This is a genomic window from Methylobacterium sp. Leaf466 (assembly GCF_001425565.1).
In the GTDB taxonomy this organism is placed as follows: Bacteria; Pseudomonadota; Alphaproteobacteria; order Rhizobiales; family Beijerinckiaceae; genus Methylobacterium.
The window spans coordinates 128,579-146,859 of sequence record NZ_LMRC01000031.1 but is presented as its reverse complement, the minus strand read 5'-3'; the positions used below and the strand labels follow the sequence as shown (position 1 = coordinate 146,859).

Below are 18,281 nucleotides of genomic sequence, written 5' to 3'. Positions count from 1 at the left end.
TCAATCCGGCTCGTCGGCGGGTTTGGGCCCGGGCGGCGCGAACAGGTCGTCCGGCGGGTCGATCACCACCCGCCCACCCGGGACGTCGAGGACGGGCACGAAGGCCTTCGTGAAGGGCAGGAGCGCCGTGGCGCCGCCGGCTGCCGGCTTGATCTCGAGGAGGTCGCCGCCGCCATAGTTGGGTACGTCGGTGACCGTGCCGAGTACGGTGCCCTCGCCATCGACCACGTCGAGGCCGACGAGATCGGCCGTGAAGACCTCGTCCTCGTCCTCGACGTCGCCCAGGCGCTCACGGGGGAGGTAGAGCGCAAGGCGGTTCAGGGCCTCGGCACCGGTGCGGTCGGCCACGGATTTCACCCGGACCACGAGGAGGTCCGGGGAGGCGCCACCGGCCCGACGCACGTCGGTGAGTTCGATGCGGCGCCCGTCGGCACCGATCAGCGGCCCGTAGGAGCCGATCGCCAGCGGATCGCCGGTGTAGGATTTGAGCCGGACCTCGCCGTTGAGCCCGTGCGCCCGGCCGAATTCGCCCATCCGCACGAGGGTGGGATCGGTGAGGGGAGGGAGTGGCTCGGGGACGGGCTTCGGTGGGCGCGCAGAAGTGGGCGTGCCCGCGTCGAGCCGGCTCGTCCGGGCACGACGTCCGCCGTCACCGGACGCGTTCGATCCTGTGGGGCGGCGGGCCATCGTGCAAAACCGCGTTCGAGAGCGTCGGACCGAAAGGGGGTGCCGGCGTTCGGAAACATCCGATGCCGGACAGGCGTCTCGCGCCTCTCCTCCCCGCTGGCGCGAAGGAGGAGGGAGGTTGGGGGTGGCTGGGCGACCCTTCGTCGAGCCAAGCTAAACCACCCCCGATCCCTCCCCGCAGAGGGGGAGGGGACATACCCTTATGCCGCAGCGTCTTCGGCCGGGGCGGCGGCCTTCTCGGCGCGCTTGGCGGCGCGCTCCTTGGCCTTCTCGCCCGGCTCGGCCTTCTGCGGGTTGTTGCGCGCGGGGCGCTTGGCGAGGCCGGCGGCATCGAGGAAGCGCAGGACGCGGTCGGTGGGCTGGGCGCCCTTGGCGAGCCAGGCCTGGATCTTCTCGGACTCGAGCACGATGCGGGCCGGATCGTCCTTGGCCTTCATCGGATCGTAGACGCCGACCTTCTCGATGAAGCGACCGTCGCGCGGCGCGCGGGCGTCGGCGACGACGATGCGGTAGTACGGGCGCTTCTTGGCGCCGCCACGGGTGAGACGGATCTTGAGGGACATGGCTTGCTCCTGTGTGTGTCGGTATGCTGGAATTGGAATTTTAGCGAATAGCGAATAGCGAATAGTGAGTAGCGAATAGATCGTGGATTGGCCCTATTCGCTATTCGCCACTCCCTATTCGCCCCTATTTCTTTTTTCCGAATGGAAAGCCGCCGAGGCCCGGCAACCCGCCCTTCGCGCCGAGACCGGGCAGGCCCGGCATCTTTCCGCCGCCCCCGAGGCCCGGGGGCATCGGCGGCAGCTTGCCGCCCATCTGCTTCTGCATGTCGGCGATCATCTCCGGCGTCGGCTCGGGCATGCCCGGAGGCAGGCCGGGCATGCCGCCCGGCATCCCGCCGCCGCCCATCGCTCCTGCACCCATGCCGAACATCGAACCGAGCGCCTGGCCGATGCCGCGCTTGCCCGAGCCCATCGCCTTCATCATGTCGGCCATGGTCCGGTGCATCTTGAGGAGCTTGTTGAGCTCCTCGACCTTCGTCCCCGAACCCGCCGCGATGCGCTTCTTGCGGGAGTTCTTGAGGATGTCGGGATTCCTGCGCTCCTGGGCGGTCATCGAGGAGATGATCGCGCGCTGGCGCTTGAACATGGTCTCGTCGAGGTTGGCGCCCTCGACCTGTTTCTTGATCGCGCCCATGCCGGGCAGCATGCCCATCAGGCCGCCGATGCCGCCCATCTTCTCCATCTGGCCGAGCTGCATCGACAGGTCGTCGAGGTCGAACTTGCCCTTGCGCATCTTCTCGGCGGTGCGCAGGGCCTGCTCGTGGTCGATGGTCTCGGCCGCCTTCTCCACGAGCGAGACGATGTCGCCCATGCCGAGGATGCGGTTGGCCACCCGCGAGGGGTGGAACTCCTCGAGGGCGTCGACCTTCTCGCCGGTGCCGACGAGCTTGATCGGCTTGCCGGTGACGGCGCGCATGGAGAGCGCCGCACCGCCGCGCGAATCGCCGTCCATGCGGGTGAGCACGATGCCGGTGACGCCGAGGCGCTCGTCGAAGGCGCGGGCGGTGACCACCGCGTCCTGGCCGGTGAGCGCATCGGCCACCAGCAGCACCTCGTGCGGATTGGTGGCGGCCTTGACCTCGGCCGCCTCCGACATCAGCGATTCGTCCAGCGTGATGCGGCCGGCGGTGTCGAGCATCACCACGTCGAAGCCGCCCAAGCGCGCGGCATCCATGGCCCGCCGCGCGATCTGCACCGCCGACTGGCCGACCATGATCGGCAGGCTCTCGACGCCGACCTGCTTGGCGAGGATCGCCAGCTGTTCCATCGCCGCCGGGCGGCGGGTGTCGAGGGAAGCCAGCAGCACCTTGCGCTTGTCGCGTTGGACCAGGCGGCGGGCGATCTTGGCGGTCGTCGTGGTCTTGCCCGAGCCCTGCAGGCCGACCATCAGGATGGCGACCGGGGCGGGCGCGTTCAGGTCGATCAGGCCGGCGTCCGAGCCCAGCATCGCCACGAGTTCGTCGTTGACGATCTTGACAACCATCTGGCCGGGGGTGACCGACTTGACGACGACGGCGCCCACCGCCTTGGCGCGGACCTTCTCCGAGAAGTCGCGCACGACCTCGAGGGCGACGTCCGCCTCGAGCAGGGCCCGGCGCACCTCGCGCAGGGCGGCGGTGACGTCCGCCTCGGTGAGCGCACCGCGGCGGGTGAGACCGGACAGGATACCGGAGAGCCGGTCGGACAGGCCTTCGAACATGCGGGCTCCCTCAGGCGATCGACGTCACTGGTCGAGGCCCGCGTTGGTGACGCGGCGCGCCTGGAGCGCGGCCTCGAAGGCGTTCACGGCCCGCGCGAACTTGTCCCGGCACTCCGGGTCGCAGAAGCCGACCACCGCGCCGTTGTAGAGGGTGAGCGAATCCGCCGAGATCGGCTTGCCCGACCAGGGGCAGGCATCGTTCACCGCATCGGCGAGGCTCAAGGTGGGGACGGCGTCGGACATACGGCTCGCTGGCATCGCACGAAGGGGCCGGACGCTGCGGTTGCGCCAACGCAAATCCCGCCCGAGGGCGCATCGCGCTGTCGGGCGTTGACCTCCGGTCTCGATGGACCGGTCGGCGGCTTGCGAAGGCGGACGAACGTCCGACTACGAGTGGCGGGGGCTATGCGGGAAACCGCACGAAGTCAAGGGAATGCCACGAACTCGCGACGGCACGGATCAGGAAAACAGCGCCGCCTTCTCTTCGTCCGTGAGGCCGTCGATGTCGGCGAAGGCGGTCTCGATATCGGTCTTGCCGGGCGCCGTCCCGCCGGCGGGCGCCACCTCGGCATCCGGCTCCGGGGCGGGATCGTCCTGGATGGCGGCCTCGTCCCAAGCGCCGAGATCGTCCCGGCTCGGCGCGACGCCGACATCCGGTGCCGCCTCCTCGAAGGCCGCCCCGGCAACGGCCTCGACGACCGCCGGGGCCTCCTCGAAGGCGATCGCGTCGTCGAGGGCGTCGAACGCGGGACGCTCGGGCTTCCGGTCCGACGGCGGGGAGGCGGCGGCGAGCGACGCGGCGAAGGCGTCCGTATCGATGAAGCGGTCGACGTCGTTCTGGCAGAGCACCTCGGGTCCGAGCGCGTTCTCGGCGGCCGGCGGCGTCGCCTCGTCGCCCCAGATCGCCATCATCACGCCGAGGCGCTCCTCGAGGTAGCGCAGCGTGTGGACGATCCGCGCCGTACGCTGGGCGGTGAGGTCCTGGAACGAGCAGGCGGTGTAGATCTGCGTCGCCATGCGGTCGAGTTCGTCGCAGACCGCGGTCTCGGAGCCGGATTCCCGCAGGGTCCAGGCCACCTCCTGCACGTGCTCGGCCGCGGCGAGGATGTCGGAGGTCGCCCGCTCCGTGGCCAGCACGATGGCGTCGAGGGCGAGGCCGAGCCGGCCGTGGGCGGCATCGGGCGAATCGATGGCCGCGACCTCGAGCTTGGTGCGCGCGATGGCGTCGGCCATGTCCATCAGGTCGTGGCGGACGCGCTCGACCCGTTCGGTCTCGGGCGCCGCGGCGCGCTGCGCGACCACGACGCCCTCCAGGCGCTCGATCGCGCCGAGCAGCATCTCGGTGTCGGCGGTGCGGTTGCGGCGCGCGTATTCCTGCAGGAACCAGCGCCCGCGCGCACTCTCGGCCATCGTGGCTTCGATCAGTTCGTACTGCGAGGCGTCGATCGCCGTCAGTGATTGGGAACCCGACATGCCAACGCGTCCTCGGACCGACTCCCCGGACGGGCGACGGGAAGCGTCGTCCGGCGTCCAGGCCCGTCAGGTTGACACGATGACTTTAACGACGGCTTTACGCTGAAAACCCGGCCCGTCGCCGGGGCCCACGCCTCCGGTGCCCGTGCAAAGCCGTTCTCCCCGTCTCGCCGACCCCGGTTCGACCGAGCCCGGCGCGGCGCGGCTGTCGCTGCTCTACGCGGTGGTCTTCGTCGAGATCGGCATCGCGATGCCGTTCATGCCGGTCTGGCTGAATGCCCTGGGCCTCGACGCGCGGGTGATCGGCGCCCTGCTGGCCCTTCCCATCGCGATCAGGATCGTGGCGACGGCGCCGCTCATGGGCCTGATCGACCGGGGCCTCAGCGCCCGCAGGCTGATCGTGGCCGGGAGCCTCGCCCTGGCGGCGACCTATGCCCTGATGCCGGCCGGCGCGACCGTCGGCTGGTGGGTCCTCGCGGTCCTCATCGCGCTCAACGCGGTCGCCGGCGCCTCCCTGGTGCCGAGCATCGACTACCTGACCCTGGCCGCCGTGCGCGCGAGCCACCGCCTCGACTATGCCCGCATCCGCATGGCGGGGTCGATCGGCTTCCTGGCCGCGAGCCTCGCCGGCGGCCTGCTGCTCGACGCCTTCGGCGAGCGCCCGGCGATCCCGTGGCTGCTCACCGGGCTCGCCGTCATCGCCGCGCTCACCGCCATCGCCGCCCGCGTGCCGACGCCGGTCGCGGTGGCGGTGACGCGGGAGACCGGCCGCCCGCGGCTCCCGGCCGTCCTCTGGATCGCGGTGGCTGCCGCCGCGGCGATCCAGGCGAGCCACGGCGCCATCTACGCCTTCGCCAGCATCCACTGGGGCGCGCACGGCATCTCGGCGCCCTGGATCGGCGTGCTCTGGGCGATCGGGGTCGTGGCCGAGATCGTCCTGTTCTGGCTGATCGGCAGGGCGCCGGCGGCCTGGCGCACGCCGTTCCGGCTGATCGGGATCGGCGGGGCGGCCGCCGTCCTGCGCGCCGTCGGCATGGCCCTGTTCGGCGATCGCCTCGGGCCGGTCCTGGCCCTGCAGCTCCTGCACGGCTTCACCTTCGGCGCGACGCAGCTCGGCGCCATGGCCGCCGTCTCCCGCTTCGCCCCCGAGGGCGCCCGCGGCCGCGCGCAGGGCACCTTCAGTTCCTGCAACGCCCTGGCCTCGGCCGTCTCCACCCTCATGAGCGGACTGGCCTATGCGGCCGGCGGCGGAATCCTCGCCTTCCTGCTGATGGCGCCCCTGGCGCTGGCCGGACTGCTGCTGGCGGGCCTCGGCCAGCGCCGGGCCGGACGCGAAGCCTTCACAACGCCTCGTTTGTGAGTCAGCAGACCCCGGGCGGGGGCTAGGGACGGGGGCGCGTCGCGCCTCACCACGGGAGTGTCGATCTGTGCGAACCGCCGATGCCGTCCAGGAGCGCGACCGCGCCGGCGCCACCCTCCTCGAGGGCGGGACCGTCGCGCTGAGCGGTCGCTGGACCGCCGACGAGGCCCCGGCCGTGGAGGCCGCCGCCGCCCGCATCACGCAGGACGCGCGCGCCCAGCCGGTGCGGATCGACCTGTCCGGCGTGATGCGCCTCGATACCCTCGGGGCCTGGGTGCTGGAACGCACCCGCGGCGAGGTCGAGGCGGCGGGCGGCACGTTCGTCTATGCCGGCGCCTCTCCCGAGCACCGCATCCTCCTGCGCGAGGCGCGCATCCTCAGCCCCGTCCCGGTGCCGCCGGCCCGCCGCGGCCGGGTCTACAGCTTCCTCGAGGCCTTCGGCGTCCGGGTGGTCGGGGGCAAGACCGACCTCGTCACCGGCCTCGCGTTCCTCGGCGAGGTGGTGCTCGCCTGCCTGCGGGTCGCCTCCCGCCCCAGCACCTTCCGCGGCACGGCGCTCGTCAACCAGATCCAGCAGGTCGCCTTCAACGGCGTGCCGATCATCGTGCTGATCTCGTTCCTGGTCGGCGGCATCGTCGCGCAGCAAGGCATCTTCCAGCTGCAGCGGTTCGGCGCCCAGAGCTTCGTCGTCAACCTCATCGGCCTCCTGATCCTGCGCGAACTCGGGGTGCTGCTCACCTCGATCATGGTGGCGGGCCGCTCAGGCAGCGCCTTCACCGCCGAGATCGGCTCGATGCGCATGCGCGAGGAGGTCGACGCGCTGCGCGTCATGGGCCTCGACCCCATCGAGATCCTGATCGTCCCGCGCATCCTGGCGCTGGTGATCGGCCTGCCGATCCTCGCCTTCCTCGCCTCCCTGGCCGCCCTCGCGGGAGGCGGGCTGGTGGCCACCCTCTACGGCGGCATGACGATCGAGGCGTTCCTGTCGCGCCTGCAGGCCGCGGTCTCGATGCACCACGTCGCGGTGGGGCTGATCAAGGCGCCGTTCATGGCGCTGATCATCGGCATCATCGCCACCATCGAGGGGTTCGCGGTCGAAGGCTCGGCGGAATCCCTCGGCCGCCACGTCACCGCCTCAGTCGTCAAGTCAATCTTCATGGTGATCGTGCTTGATGGTCTCTTCGCCGTCTTCTTCGCGGCCATCGATTTCTAGGCAGGGTGGCGCGCCGACGCCTCACGCCGCTCAGGCCCTTGGTCCGTCGCAGGTTTTCGACGCAAGACCGGTGACGACATTTGCGAAACCCGCTGACGCCCGTGACAGACTCACCCCATCCCCCCGGCGCCACGCCGCCACGCGACGTGATCATCAGCGTGCGCGATCTCGTCGTCGGCTTCGGCGACAAGATCGTCATGAAGGGGCTCGATCTCGACATCTACCGCGGCGAGATCCTCGGTTTCGTCGGCCCGTCCGGCCAGGGCAAGTCGGTGCTCACCCGCACCATTCTCGGCCTGGTGCCGAAGCGCTCGGGCACCATCGAGGTCTTCGGCGAGAACGTCGACGGGCTCTCCATCGCCCAGCGCCGGCGCATCGAGCAGCGCTGGGGCGTGCTGTTCCAGCAGGGCGCCCTCTTCTCAGCGCTCACCGTCAAGCAGAACATCCAGATGCCGATGCGCGAGCACCTGAACCTGTCCGAGCGCCTGCTCGACGAGTTCGCGCGCCTCAAGATCGAAATGGTCGGCCTCAAGCCCGACGCCGCCGACAAATTACCCTCGGAGCTCTCCGGCGGCATGATCAAGCGTGCGGCGCTGGCCCGGTCGCTCGCCCTCGACCCGGAAGTGCTGTTCCTCGACGAGCCGACCTCCGGCCTCGACCCGATCGGGGCCGGCGAGTTCGACGAACTCGTGGCCACCCTCAAGCAGACCCTGGGACTGACCGTCTTCATGGTCACCCACGATCTCGACAGCCTCTATACCGCCTGCGACCGCATCGCGGCCCTGGGCGACGGGCAGATCATCGCGCAGGGCCCGATCGAGGCGATGCTGGCCAGCGACCATCCCTGGCTGCGCTCCTATTTCCACGGCAAGCGCGCCCGCAACATCGTCACCGACAAGGTCGGCGTGCATGCCTGACGCTTGCGCCCTCCGGCTGCGGCGTGCGTCGGCGCACAGCGCATCCGTCGCCGATCCCGGACAGGACTGACATCATGGAGACTCGTGCGAACTACGCCCTCATCGGCGCCTTCACCCTGGCGGTGATCGTGGCCGGCTTCGGCTTCGTGTTCTGGCTGCAGGGCGGATCGCGCAGCCAGCTGCGCGAAAGCGTGCGCATCGTCTTCTCCGGCAGCGTCGGCGGCCTCGCCAAGGGCTCCACGGTGACCTTCAACGGCATCAAGGTCGGCGAGGTGATGAGCGTGCGCCTGCTGCCGCAGGACCCGCGCCGGGTGGTGGCGATCGCCGAGGTCGACAGCACGACGCCGTTGCGCGCCGACACCCGCGCCCGGCTCGATTCGGCCCTGCTCACCGGCGTCTCCGTGGTGTCGCTGAGCGGCGGCAACGCCGATGCGGCGGCCCTGACCCCGGCCAGCGGCGACCAGATGCCCACCATCTTCGCCGACAGCTCCGACATCCAGGACATGATGACGGCGGCCAAGCAGATCGCCCAGCGCGCCGATGACGTGCTCCAGCGCCTCGACAAGATCGTGGCCGGCAACGAGGGCGCCATCACGCGCACGCTGGCCAACGTCGAGGCGTTTTCCAAGACCCTGGCCGAGAGCGGCCCGGCGGTGAGCACCCTCGTCAAGGCGATCGACGGCCAGAAGCTCAACCGGGTCATCGACAACGCCGAGCGATTCTCGACGGCGCTCAGCACCGCGAGCCCCGACATCGAGGGCGCGGTCAAGGACGCCCGTTCGCTGGCGGGCAAGCTCAACAGCTCCGCGGACCGGGTCGATGCCGTGCTGAAGGGTGCCCAGGGCTTCCTCGGATCCGCGTCCGGCGAGGCGGGATCGAGTACCTTCGCGGAAGTCCGCGATGCCGCCATCTCGGTGCGCGACGCCGGCCGCGCCTTCCGGGCGCTGTCCGAAAATCTCGACAAGCGCACCGCCAACATCGCCACCAGCTTCAACCGCCTGAGCGGCACCGGCCGGCGCGAGGTCGAGGCCCTGTCCACCGACGGCCAGCGCACCCTCAACACCCTCAACCGGACGGTGAAGAACCTCGAACGCGATCCCTCGCAGGTGATCTTCGGCGGCAAACCGTCGTTGCCGGAATACAACGGCGCCCGCTGATCGCAGCCGCGAGCATGCCGGTGTGTCCGCGCGCACGGCACCAAACGAGCGTTGCCGTAGTTTAGTGGTCGCAGCGTTTCGCGCTGCGATAGCGTCCAGGCCTCCCCGCGTATGATGTTCCAGCGACCCGCCCTTGCAGCGATCGTCCTCGCCACGGCCCTCGGCGGCTGCGGCGGCGCCGCGCCGTTGACCTTCGACCTGATGGCCCTGCCGGGCCAGGGCCGGGTCGCCGCCTCCGCCCGTTCGATCGTCGTGGCCGAGCCGGTGGGCCTGCAGCCCTTCGAGGCGGACCGCATCATCGTGCGCGAACCGGGGGGCGGGCTCTCGTTCCTCGGTGGCGGGCAATGGTCCGACCGGCTGCCGCGCCTGCTCCAGACCCGCATCATCCAGAGCCTCGAGAACTCCGGCCGCCTGCGCTCCGTCAGCCGGCCCGGCGACAAGATCGCGGCCCAGTACCAGCTCATCAGCGAGATCCGCGCCTTCGACATCGCGGCCGGATCGAGCGAGGCGGTCGTCGACCTCTCGGTCAAGCTCATCGCCGACGCCAGCGGCAGCGTGGTGGCGGCCAAGGTGTTCCAGGCGCGCGTGCCGATCGCGAAGGTCGACCCCGGCAGCGCCGCCGCCGGCCTCGACCGCGCCATGGCCGTGGTCCTGGCCGACATCGTGCGCTGGGTGAACGGCGGGCGCTGACACCGGCCCGCCATGGCGCTGCATCTCCTCAAGCTCTGCGTCGGTCCCGCCTCCCTCGACGACCTCGTGCGGCGGATAGAGGCCAACCGCACCCTCGCCCTGGCCGCGGGCCTCGATCCGGCCCCCGTCCATACGACGCGGATGGTGCCCAAGCGCGCGGCCGAGATCGCCGGCGGCGGATCGATCTACTGGGTGATCAAGGGCACGGTGAGCGGACGCCAGGCGATCCGCGAGATCGCACCCTTCACCGATGCCGACGGGATCGGACGCTGTCGCCTGGTCCTGGACGCAGCGGTGGTCCCGGTGAGTCCGCGGCCGTGCCGTCCGTTCCAGGGCTGGCGCTATCTGGAGGCCGGGAACGCTCCCCCGGACCTCGGCGACGCCGCGGCCGGAGACCTCGCCGAGATGCCCGAGGGCCTGCGCCGGGAACTGTCGGGCCTCGGCCTGATCTGAGGGAGCGGGCGCCGGAATGGCGTTCACGCCATGTCCGTTCGACCGACGCCGGTAGCCGCGCGCGTCTGCTCACACCAATTCCGGTTGATCACTTCGTGATGCGGACATGGGCTTCGCTCAGGCGCCGCGCGGGCTCGGTGAGACGGTTCCCGCTTGATCCAAGCGGAAATCGTCTCACTCCCCCCGATGACCCGACCGAAACGATCGAACCGGCCCGCGAGGGCGCGGGCCGGTCCAATCCGTCGAGCCCGGCGCCCGCTTCTATGCTCCGTCGAAGCGGCCGCTGGCGTGGGCGAGCATGGTGTAGACCTTGCCGGTCTCGGAGGTGAGATAGGCGTCGGCCCGGCGGCTGTCGCGGTCGTTCTTCGAGACGTCCCCGAGCAGCCGCTCGAACTCGGTCACGTACCGGTCCACCGTGCGGTGGAAGTCGGCATCCGCGCCGTAGCGGCGGCGGATCTCCTCGAAGGTCTGGCGACCCTGCGGCGTGTAGAGCCTAGCGTCGAACAGGTTCGGCTCGCCGCGGCGATAGCGCTCCCACAGGTCCACCGCCGTGCGGTGATCGATCATCTTGGCGATGTCGGTGGTCAGGCTGTCGAGGGTCGCGACCTTGCGCTCGGCGGCCGCCTTGGCGGCGGGGGGAGGGGCGAGGGACACCTGAGGCGAGACGGATGACTGGGGTGGGACGGATGCCTGGGACGAGCCTGAGCCCTGCGGAGCGGGCGCCGGGGCGAGCCCCGCCGTCCGGCCCGTCGGTCCACGACCGGAGGACGGAACCGGCACGGCGTTGCGGATCTCCTCCTCGCTGCCCTCGTCGAGCGAGGCGCGGGTGAGGAGGTCGGACAGCCAACCGCGATTGTCGCGGCTGCCGCGGACGTCCTCCTTGCGCGGGCCGGGGGCGGCCACGCGCAGGGGATCGCCCGGCCGCGGCGCGGCGGTCGCCGGGGTGGACACCGAGCGGGCGGGCCCGGCCTCGCCGGCCGGCGTCACCGCGATGACGGCGGGCGGTACGGGGGCCGGCGGCGGGGCCTGGACCGGCTCGGACCGCACCACCAGACCTTGAGCCGGCGACGGCGCAGCGACCTTGGGGGTGCCGGTCGCAGTGGCGACGGCGGCCGGATTGGCGGCGGGGGCCGGCTGGGCGACGTCGACCGAGCGGTTCGAGCGGGACACCAAAGCCGAGAGTTCGTTCAGCGCCTTGATCTGGTCGGAGACCACCCGGCGCATCTCGCCGGTGGCGTCCTGCGTCTCGCGCGGGATCTCCAGCACGCCGCGCTTGAGGTCGGCGCGGGTGGCGTCGAGTTCGCCGCGGATCTCGGCGGCCATGTCGCGCATGACCGTGACCGATTCGCCGAAGCGCGCGGAAGCGGCGGAGAACACCTCCATCATCTGCTCGGAGGCGCTGGCGATGGCCGCCTGAACGACCCGCGTGGTGCGCTCGCCCTCGCTGCTGGCGCCCTCGCGCAGGCGCTCGAAATCGCCGGTGACGGCGGCGCCGGCGCTCTTGGCCGATTCCGACAGGGCGGCACCGATCCCGCGAGCCCGTTCCTCGGCGGCGCGCAGGGTCTGCTCCACCGTCGCGTCGAAGCGGGCGGTCTGGGCCTCCAGCGTGCCGGAGCGCTCCTCGATGCGCGCCAGGACGCCCTCGATCGCGGTCGCCCGCTCGGCCAGGGCCTGGGAGACCCGGCCCTCGATGGTCTCGAGGGACCCGGCGACCTGCGTCAGGCCGCCGACCTGCTCGGCACTGCGCTCGGACAGGACCCGGGCGCGGGTGTCGAGGGTCTCGGCCAGCTCGCCGGCCTCGCGCAGGGCGCCTTCGGCGACCCCCTTGAGGGCGTCGACCTGCTCCGAGACGGCCTGGCTCGCCCGGCGCGTCTCCTCCGCGATCTGCGTGAGGGCGGCCTCGATCTGGTGGACGCGGCCGGCGAGTCCCTCCTCGATCGCCCCGAGGTTGGTGCCGGCACCGGACACGAGGTCGCGAAGGGCCTCGTTGGCGCCGTTGATGCGGCCGAGTACGCCGCCGAGATCGGTGCGCAGGCGGTCGCCGGCATCCGTCAGCGTCGCGATGGCACGCGATGCGCCGCCGTCGATGGCACTGAGCAGGGCATTGGCGGAGGCATCCGATTGCGCCACCAGCGCCTCGGTCCGCTCGCGGATCGCCTCCACCAGGGGCTGGCCGTGTTCGGCCAGGGCCCGCTCGATGGCCTGGCCGCTGTCGTTGAGCGAACCGACCAGGGTCGCGGCCGGGCCCTCGACGAGGTCGCGCAGGCGGTCGGCATGGTGGCCCAGGGCCTCGACCACCTCGGTGCCGCGGCCGTCCAGGGTGGTGACGAGGGCGCCGCCGCGCTCCTCGATGGCGCGGGTGATGACCTCGGCGCTCTCGGCGAGGCGTCGCGACAGGGCCTGGCCACGGCTCTCGATGAGCGTGGCCAGCGCCCCGGTGCGGCGCTCGAAGGCGGTCCCGAGCTCTTCGGTGCGTCCGTCGAGGAGAGTGCTGATCGCGGCGTTGCGCTGGTCGAGGGCGGCACCGAGCGCCGCCGCATGGGCCTCGGCGAGGGCGGCGTGGCGGCTGACGCGCTCGTCGAAGGCGGCGAGCATGGTGGCCGTGCCCTGATCCACCAGGGTGGAATAGGCGTCCTGGCGGTCGTCGAAGGCCGTGGCCAGGGCGTCGCCACGGGAGGCGACGAGGTTGGCGAACACCTTCATGCGGTTGTCGATGCGGCTGGTGAAGGCCTCGCTGCGGGCGTCGACCGTCTGGGTCAGGCTCGAGCCCTGCGCCTCGATCGTCCGCGCGAAGTCGGAGGCCCGCTCTTCCACCAGGGCGTCGAGGGCACGCATGCGCTCGTCGAACAGGGTGGCGAGGGTCTGCGTACGGGCGTCGAGGCGGTCGGCGAGGGCCTCGGCACGGCCGTCCACCAGTCCGTCGAGGGCCCGCAGGATCTCGTCGAACAGGCCGCGAATGCCGCTGGTGCGGTCGTCGATGGTCTTGGCGAAGCGCGCGCCGCCGCCCTGGACCACCTCGTCGAGACCGCCGATGCGCTCGTCGAACAGGGTGAGCAGCGCCTGGCTGCGCACGTCGATGGCGCCGGTGGCCCGGGTAAGGGCGGTCTCGATGGTCGAGACGAGTTGCTGGCTGCGTTCGGTCAGGCTGTCGCGCAGCGGATCGATGCGCTCGTCGAAGGTGACGGTCAGCGCCCCGGCGTGGCCGTCGAGGAGGGTCCGGATCGCGCCGGTCTGGTCGTCCAAGCTGGTCGCGACGGTGCCGGCATGCGTCTGGAGCAGGCCGCGGATTTCGGCGGTGCGCTCGTCGACGGTGGTGGTGAAGGCGCGGGCATGACCGTCGACGAGGTTGCGCAGGCGGCCGGTGCGGTCGTCGAGGGTCGCCGTCAGGGACTCGCCGTGCTGGTCGAGGAGGCCGCGCATCTGCTCGGTCCTCTCCTCCAGGGTGGCGGCCAGGACGCCGGACTGGCCGTCGACGAGGGTCCGCATGCCGCTCGCGCCCTGCGCGATCGTGGTGGCGAGGCCCTGCGCGTGATGGTCGAGCAGGTTGCGGATCTCGGCGGTGCCGTCGCCGAAGGTCGCGGCGATGGCGCCGGAATGGCCGCCCACGATGGCGCGCAGGCTCTCCGTCCGGCCGTCGAGGGTGGTGGCCAGCTCCTCGGCGTGGTGCTCCAGGGCGGACTTGATCTCGACGGCCTTGTCACCCAGCGCGGTGGCCACGACGGTGGCATGCGTATCGACGAGGTCGCGGATGAGGCCGGCGCCGCCGTCCATCGCCGCGGCGAGGTCCGTCCGGTGGGTCTCGATGAGCCCGCCGATCCGGGCGGTGCCGTCGCCCAGCGTGGCGGTCACGCCGTCGGCATGACGGTCGAGCAGGCCCCTGATCTGGTCGGTGCCTCCGTCGAAGGTCGCGGCCAGCGTTTCGGAATGGTCGTCCACGAGGGCGCGGATGCGGCCGGTGCGGTCGTCGAGGGTCGCGGTGATCGCCCCGGTGCGGTCGTCGAGGAGGGCCCGGATCTGGCTGGCCCGGTCGTCGAAGGTATGGGCGAGGGCGCCGGCATGCCCGTCGAGCAGGCCGCGGATCTCGCCGGTGCGGTCGTCGAGGAGGCCGTGGACCGTGCGGACCCCCTCGTCGAGGAGGGCGCTGATGTCGGCGGTGCGGGTGTCGAGGGTCTTGCCGAGACGGCCTTCGCCCTCGGCGAGGAGCCGGTCGGCTTCCGCCACGACCTCGCGCAGGCGGCCGAGCACGGCCTCACCGCGCTGGTCGAGGAGGGCGCCGAGCGAGGCGCTGCCGGTGTCAAAGAGACGGGCGATCTCGGTGATGCGGCCGCCCAGGGCGCCGAAGACCTGGCGCCCCTTCTCGTCGAGTTCGCTCGTCATGGCCGCGGTGCGGGCGTCGATGAGGGTGCCGAGGTCGTCGGCGCGCTCCGCGAAGGCGGCACGGACCGCCTCGACCTGGGCGGCGAGCGCCTCGTTGGCGCCGCCGCTGCGCTGCTCGACCAGGGCGACGAGTTCGCGGGTGCGGCCGGCGAGTTCGTCGTCGACGGCGCGGGTGCGGCTCTCGATGAGGCGGATCGCCTCGAAGGCCTGGGCGCCGAAGGTCTCGTCGATAAGGCGGCTGCGCTCCTCGAGGGCGGCACCGATGGCCTCCAGGCGCTGGAGGACGCCGGTGTCGAAGCGGCCGACCCCGTCGTCGAGGCGGCCGGCGAGGGCGACCGTCTGTACCTCGATCCGCTCGGCGATTTCGGCCGCACGGACGCCGAGGGTGTCGCCGAGGCTCTGGCTGCGGGCGGCGATGTCCTGGGCCATGCCGTCGGCACGGGCGTCCAGCGCCTGGACGAGGTCGCGGCTGCCCTCGGTCATGATGCGCGCCATCTCGCCGGTGCGCACGATCAGGGCTTCGTTGAGCGCGGTGGCGCGGGCGCCGAGATGTCCGTCGATGTGGGTCACCAGCGTCGTGAAGGTCTCGCCGATCTCGGCGGTGCGCTTGACGGAGCGGTCCTCGAGGGCGCCGAGCTGCGCCTCGACGACATCGCGCGCCTCCCGCGTGCGGTCGGCGATGGTCTCGGCCATGGCCTTGCCCTGCACGGTGATGACGCGGTCCATCTCGGCGAGCTGGCCGTCCACGACCTGCGTCAGGGACGCCGTATCCCGCGAAATCCGGTCCGCCAGGATGTCGCCGCGGGAGATCGTCTCCATGAGGGCGGAGAGGCGGTCGTTGAGCACCGCGTCGATGTCGCGGGCGCGGCCTTCGGTGGCTTCGGTGAAGGTGGTCCCGGTGCGCACGAGGGCGTCGTTGACGCGCGCGCCATGGGTCGTCACCGCCATCACCACGTCGCGGGCGACGCCGGCGATCTGCGCCTGCGCATCCTGGGCATGGGTGGCGATGAGGTCGGAGAGGCCGCGGCCCTGGCTTCCGAAGGCGGTTTCCACCTCCGAGATGCGCTGGGTGAGGTCGGCCCGCAGGCCTTCGGCCGCCTGCGCGAGGGCGCCGGTGACCTGCGCGGTCCGCTCCGTCACCTGGTCGCCGATGCCCAGCACAGCCCGGCGCAGGGCCTCGACGGAGGTCTCGGCGCTGCGCTCGAGCTCGCCGCCGACGCCCTGGACCGTTTCGAGCAGGGCGTTGGCCGCCGCCTGGGTCCTGGCGGAGAGGTCGTCCGCGGTGGCCGCCACGCGGCGGTCGAACACGGCGGCGACGTCCGCCGTGCGGGCCTCGAGCTCGCCGGTCGCCCCGGAGGCGGACAGGCGGATGGCTTCGGCGGCGCGGTCGGCGCTGGCGGCGGCGGCGGCCGTCATGTCCTCGGCCGAGCGGCGGAACGTCTGGACGGCCTCGCCGGTGCTGGCGCCGACCGCGCTGGTGGTCTCCTCGGCGGAGCGGCGCAGGGCCTCGACGGCCTCCGCCGTGCTGGCGCCGACGGTGGCGGCCGATGCTTCGGCGGAGTGACGCAGGGCCCTGACCGCCTCGTCCGTGCTGGCGACGACGGAGGTCGTGATCGCCTCGGCGCCGAGCCGGACGATCTCGGCGACCCTGGCGCCACGGCCGTCGATGTCCGCGCCGAGCGCGTCGACGGTGGAGCGCAGGCTGTCGACGGTGCCCGACGCGCGGGTCTCGAAGGTCTGGCCGAGGGAGGTGAAGGCGCCGTCGAGGGCGGTGGTCGCCTCCTGGGTCCGCAGGAGGACGAGGTTGCCGATCCGCTCGCCGGCCGCATCGAGCCGGGTCTCGAGGCCGCCGCCCTGGACGGTCACGGTCTCGTGCAGGCGGTCGGCCACGGCGGCGATCCGGTCCGCGATGGCATCGCCCCTGGCGCCGACGCTGGCGGCCAGACCCTCGGCGGAGGCGACGAGGTCGTCGCGCAGCCCGGCGGCGCTGGTGCTGAAGGTCTCGACGATGCCGGTGGCGGCCAGGACGAGGCCGGCGTGGGCGTCGCGGCTGCGCGTCTCGATGAGATCGGACACGCCGGTGCCGGCCGCCTCGATCTCGGCTCGCAGGGACGCCCCGCGGGTGGCGATGTCCTGGGTGAGGGCGGCGCCGGTCTCGGCGAACCGTGCGGTGATGGTGCCGCCGGTGGAGGCGAACCGCTCGGTGAGTTCGGTGCCGCGGGACAGGAAGGTGGTCTCGAGGGAGCGAGCGGATTCCTCGAAGCTCTCGCGCACGGCGCCGCCCTGGCGGTTGAGCGCCGAGATCACCTCGGCCCCGGTCTCGGCGAGGGTCCTGGCGACCTGGCCGGCGTTGTCGGCCAGCGTCGCGGTGAGGATGCCACCGGTGCGCTCGAAGGCCTGGGTGACCTCGCCGGCACGACTCTCCAGCGACTGCGCCAGGGCGTTGCCGACGTCGGCGAGGCTGCCGCGCACGCCCTCGCTGGTGGTGGTCAGGCGCTGGACGAGATCGTCGCCACGCTCCGAGACGAGGCCGACCACCTTGTCGCCGGCCACGCCCAGCGCCGCCGTGATGGCGTCGCCGCGGTCGCCGAGCGCCGTGGTGATGGCCTCGCCGCGCGCGTCGAGGGCGCCGGTGACCCGGTCGCCCGCACCGGTGACGGCGGCGACGATGCGCTCGGCCGCGCCGTCGAGTTCCGCCGTGAGGTTCTGGTGGGAGCCGGCGATGGCGCCGCGCACCCGCTCGGCGTTGGCGACGATGGACTCGCGCTGCGCCACGAGTTCGTCGACCAGCGACCGGATTCGGATCTCGTTCTCGGAATAGGCCCGCTCCAGGGTGGCGATCTCGCCGCGCACCAGGGTCTCGAGTTCGCCGGCCCGCGCCAGCGCCCGCTCGACGCCGTCGCCCACCGCGGCCACTTCGCGGCGCACGGTCTGCGACATGGTCAGGACCGCGTCGGTGGAGAAGTTCTCGGGCTCGGCCAGACGGATCGCGACCTCGCCGACGGCGCGGGCGACGAGGCGCATCTCCTGGGCGCGCACGGCCAGCATGGCCATGATCAGGAACAGCACGGTGGGGCCGACCACCACGGTGGCGGCGACGGCGGACTGGAGGGCGGTCATCCCGGCGAAGAAGGCGCGCAGGTCGCCACCCGACTGCTGCCAGGCCAGGCCGACGAGGGCCCCGATCCAGGCGAGCGCCGCGATCGCTGCCACGAGGTAGGGCTTCGAGGACGGGCGCACCCGCAGGGTCTGCTGCAGGATGCCGATGTTCTGGCGGTCGTCGTTGGCCACCAGCGAGCGGTCGGGGGGCAGGAGCCCGCCCTCGCGCCGGGGCCGCGAACGATCGGCCTGGGCGAGGTCGGACACCAGCGGGGGATCGAGGTCGAGGCGTGGGGGGGCGAGGCGTCCGTTGCGGTCGAGGAGGTCGTCGCCGTCGCCGACGTCGGGCAACCGCGGCTCGACGCGCTTGTCGTCCCGCTCGGGGGTCAGCATGTCCAGGTTCAGAGCTTGTTCGATCGCGGAAAGCGCCGCCTCGGCCGGATCCTTGAGCTTCTTTTCCGTGGCCATCCAACGCCTCGTCACGCGAGCCCCGACCCACCGCTGTCACCGGCGGCCGGAGTCATTTTTACCGATTTACCAAGGAAGTTTAGACTTCGCCGCCGGGCCGGGATACCCGAGCCGGGCGAACCACC

At 72.0% G+C, this 18,281-nt stretch carries 12 protein-coding genes; 6 read left to right on the top strand and 6 right to left on the bottom strand.

Annotated features, from left to right (window positions below; translation table 11 throughout):
- The 5 genes from rimM to ASG59_RS12065 form a co-directional block, all read right to left on the bottom strand.
- Positions 1 to 687, bottom strand: coding sequence for a ribosome maturation factor RimM (gene rimM / locus ASG59_RS12085; protein ID WP_055888365.1), 687 nt, complete (start codon positions 685 to 687; stop codon positions 1 to 3).
- 200 nt (positions 688 to 887) lie between these two features.
- Positions 888 to 1,250, bottom strand: coding sequence for a 30S ribosomal protein S16 (gene rpsP, locus ASG59_RS12080; RefSeq protein ID WP_018042769.1), 363 nt, complete (start codon positions 1,248 to 1,250; stop codon positions 888 to 890).
- 124 nt (positions 1,251 to 1,374) lie between these two features.
- A complete protein-coding gene (gene ffh, locus ASG59_RS12075; protein WP_055888367.1) occupies positions 1,375 to 2,949 on the bottom strand; it encodes a signal recognition particle protein in 1,575 nt (524 codons plus the stop codon).
- Positions 2,950 to 2,973: 24 nt separating this feature from the next.
- Positions 2,974 to 3,192, bottom strand: a complete 219-nt coding sequence (locus tag ASG59_RS12070; protein ID WP_056286302.1) for a hypothetical protein — start codon at positions 3,190 to 3,192, stop codon at positions 2,974 to 2,976.
- Between the two features lie 216 nt (positions 3,193 to 3,408).
- Positions 3,409 to 4,422: a hypothetical protein gene (locus tag ASG59_RS12065; protein WP_056409074.1), complete on the bottom strand. Its 1,014-nt coding sequence runs from the start codon at positions 4,420 to 4,422 to the stop codon at positions 3,409 to 3,411.
- 145 nt (positions 4,423 to 4,567) lie between these two features.
- On the opposite strand from ASG59_RS12065, the gene ASG59_RS12060 reads away from it, so the two are divergent.
- The 6 genes from ASG59_RS12060 to ASG59_RS12035 all read left to right on the top strand — a co-directional run bounded on the left by ASG59_RS12060 (position 4,568) and on the right by ASG59_RS12035 (position 10,212).
- Complete coding sequence (locus tag ASG59_RS12060; RefSeq protein WP_056409369.1) at positions 4,568 to 5,782, top strand: MFS transporter; 1,215 nt, start codon at positions 4,568 to 4,570, stop codon at positions 5,780 to 5,782.
- A gap of 67 nt (positions 5,783 to 5,849) precedes the next feature.
- Entirely contained in the window at positions 5,850 to 6,995 is a 1,146-nt protein-coding gene (locus tag ASG59_RS12055) for an MlaE family lipid ABC transporter permease subunit (protein WP_055888372.1), read from the top strand.
- 197 nt (positions 6,996 to 7,192) lie between these two features.
- Positions 7,193 to 7,912: an ABC transporter ATP-binding protein gene (locus ASG59_RS12050; protein ID WP_244472460.1), complete on the top strand. Its 720-nt coding sequence runs from the start codon at positions 7,193 to 7,195 to the stop codon at positions 7,910 to 7,912.
- 74 nt (positions 7,913 to 7,986) lie between these two features.
- Complete coding sequence (locus tag ASG59_RS12045; protein ID WP_055888374.1) at positions 7,987 to 9,069, top strand: MlaD family protein; 1,083 nt, start codon at positions 7,987 to 7,989, stop codon at positions 9,067 to 9,069.
- Between the two features lie 111 nt (positions 9,070 to 9,180).
- On the top strand, positions 9,181 to 9,759 hold the full coding sequence (locus ASG59_RS12040) for an ABC-type transport auxiliary lipoprotein family protein (RefSeq protein ID WP_055888376.1): 579 nt from the start codon (positions 9,181 to 9,183) through the stop codon (positions 9,757 to 9,759).
- Between the two features lie 12 nt (positions 9,760 to 9,771).
- The gene (locus ASG59_RS12035) at positions 9,772 to 10,212 is read left to right on the top strand and encodes a DUF1489 domain-containing protein (RefSeq protein ID WP_056409073.1); all 441 of its coding nucleotides are present in this window, start codon (positions 9,772 to 9,774) and stop codon (positions 10,210 to 10,212) included.
- Positions 10,213 to 10,473: 261 nt separating this feature from the next.
- Here ASG59_RS12035 and ASG59_RS12030 read toward each other — a convergent pair whose 3' ends face one another.
- Positions 10,474 to 18,156, bottom strand: coding sequence for a hypothetical protein (locus ASG59_RS12030; RefSeq protein ID WP_056409071.1), 7,683 nt, complete (start codon positions 18,154 to 18,156; stop codon positions 10,474 to 10,476).
- Between the last annotated feature and the right edge of the window lie 125 nt (positions 18,157 to 18,281).

What these genes read in the sequence shown, in the direction of transcription:
- ASG59_RS12050 (WP_244472460.1), top strand. Translation starts at nt 7,193, where the DNA reads ATGAAGGGGCTCGATCTCGACATCTACCGCGGCGAGATCCTCGGTTTC.
- ASG59_RS12065 (WP_056409074.1), bottom strand. Translation starts at nt 4,422, where the DNA reads ATGTCGGGTTCCCAATCACTGACGGCGATCGACGCCTCGCAGTACGAA.
- ffh (WP_055888367.1), bottom strand. Translation starts at nt 2,949, where the DNA reads ATGTTCGAAGGCCTGTCCGACCGGCTCTCCGGTATCCTGTCCGGTCTC.
- rimM (WP_055888365.1), bottom strand. Translation starts at nt 687, where the DNA reads ATGGCCCGCCGCCCCACAGGATCGAACGCGTCCGGTGACGGCGGACGT.
- ASG59_RS12070 (WP_056286302.1), bottom strand. Translation starts at nt 3,192, where the DNA reads ATGTCCGACGCCGTCCCCACCTTGAGCCTCGCCGATGCGGTGAACGAT.
- ASG59_RS12040 (WP_055888376.1), top strand. Translation starts at nt 9,181, where the DNA reads ATGATGTTCCAGCGACCCGCCCTTGCAGCGATCGTCCTCGCCACGGCC.
- ASG59_RS12045 (WP_055888374.1), top strand. Translation starts at nt 7,987, where the DNA reads ATGGAGACTCGTGCGAACTACGCCCTCATCGGCGCCTTCACCCTGGCG.
- ASG59_RS12035 (WP_056409073.1), top strand. Translation starts at nt 9,772, where the DNA reads ATGGCGCTGCATCTCCTCAAGCTCTGCGTCGGTCCCGCCTCCCTCGAC.
- ASG59_RS12030 (WP_056409071.1), bottom strand. Translation starts at nt 18,156, where the DNA reads ATGGCCACGGAAAAGAAGCTCAAGGATCCGGCCGAGGCGGCGCTTTCC.
- rpsP (WP_018042769.1), bottom strand. Translation starts at nt 1,250, where the DNA reads ATGTCCCTCAAGATCCGTCTCACCCGTGGCGGCGCCAAGAAGCGCCCG.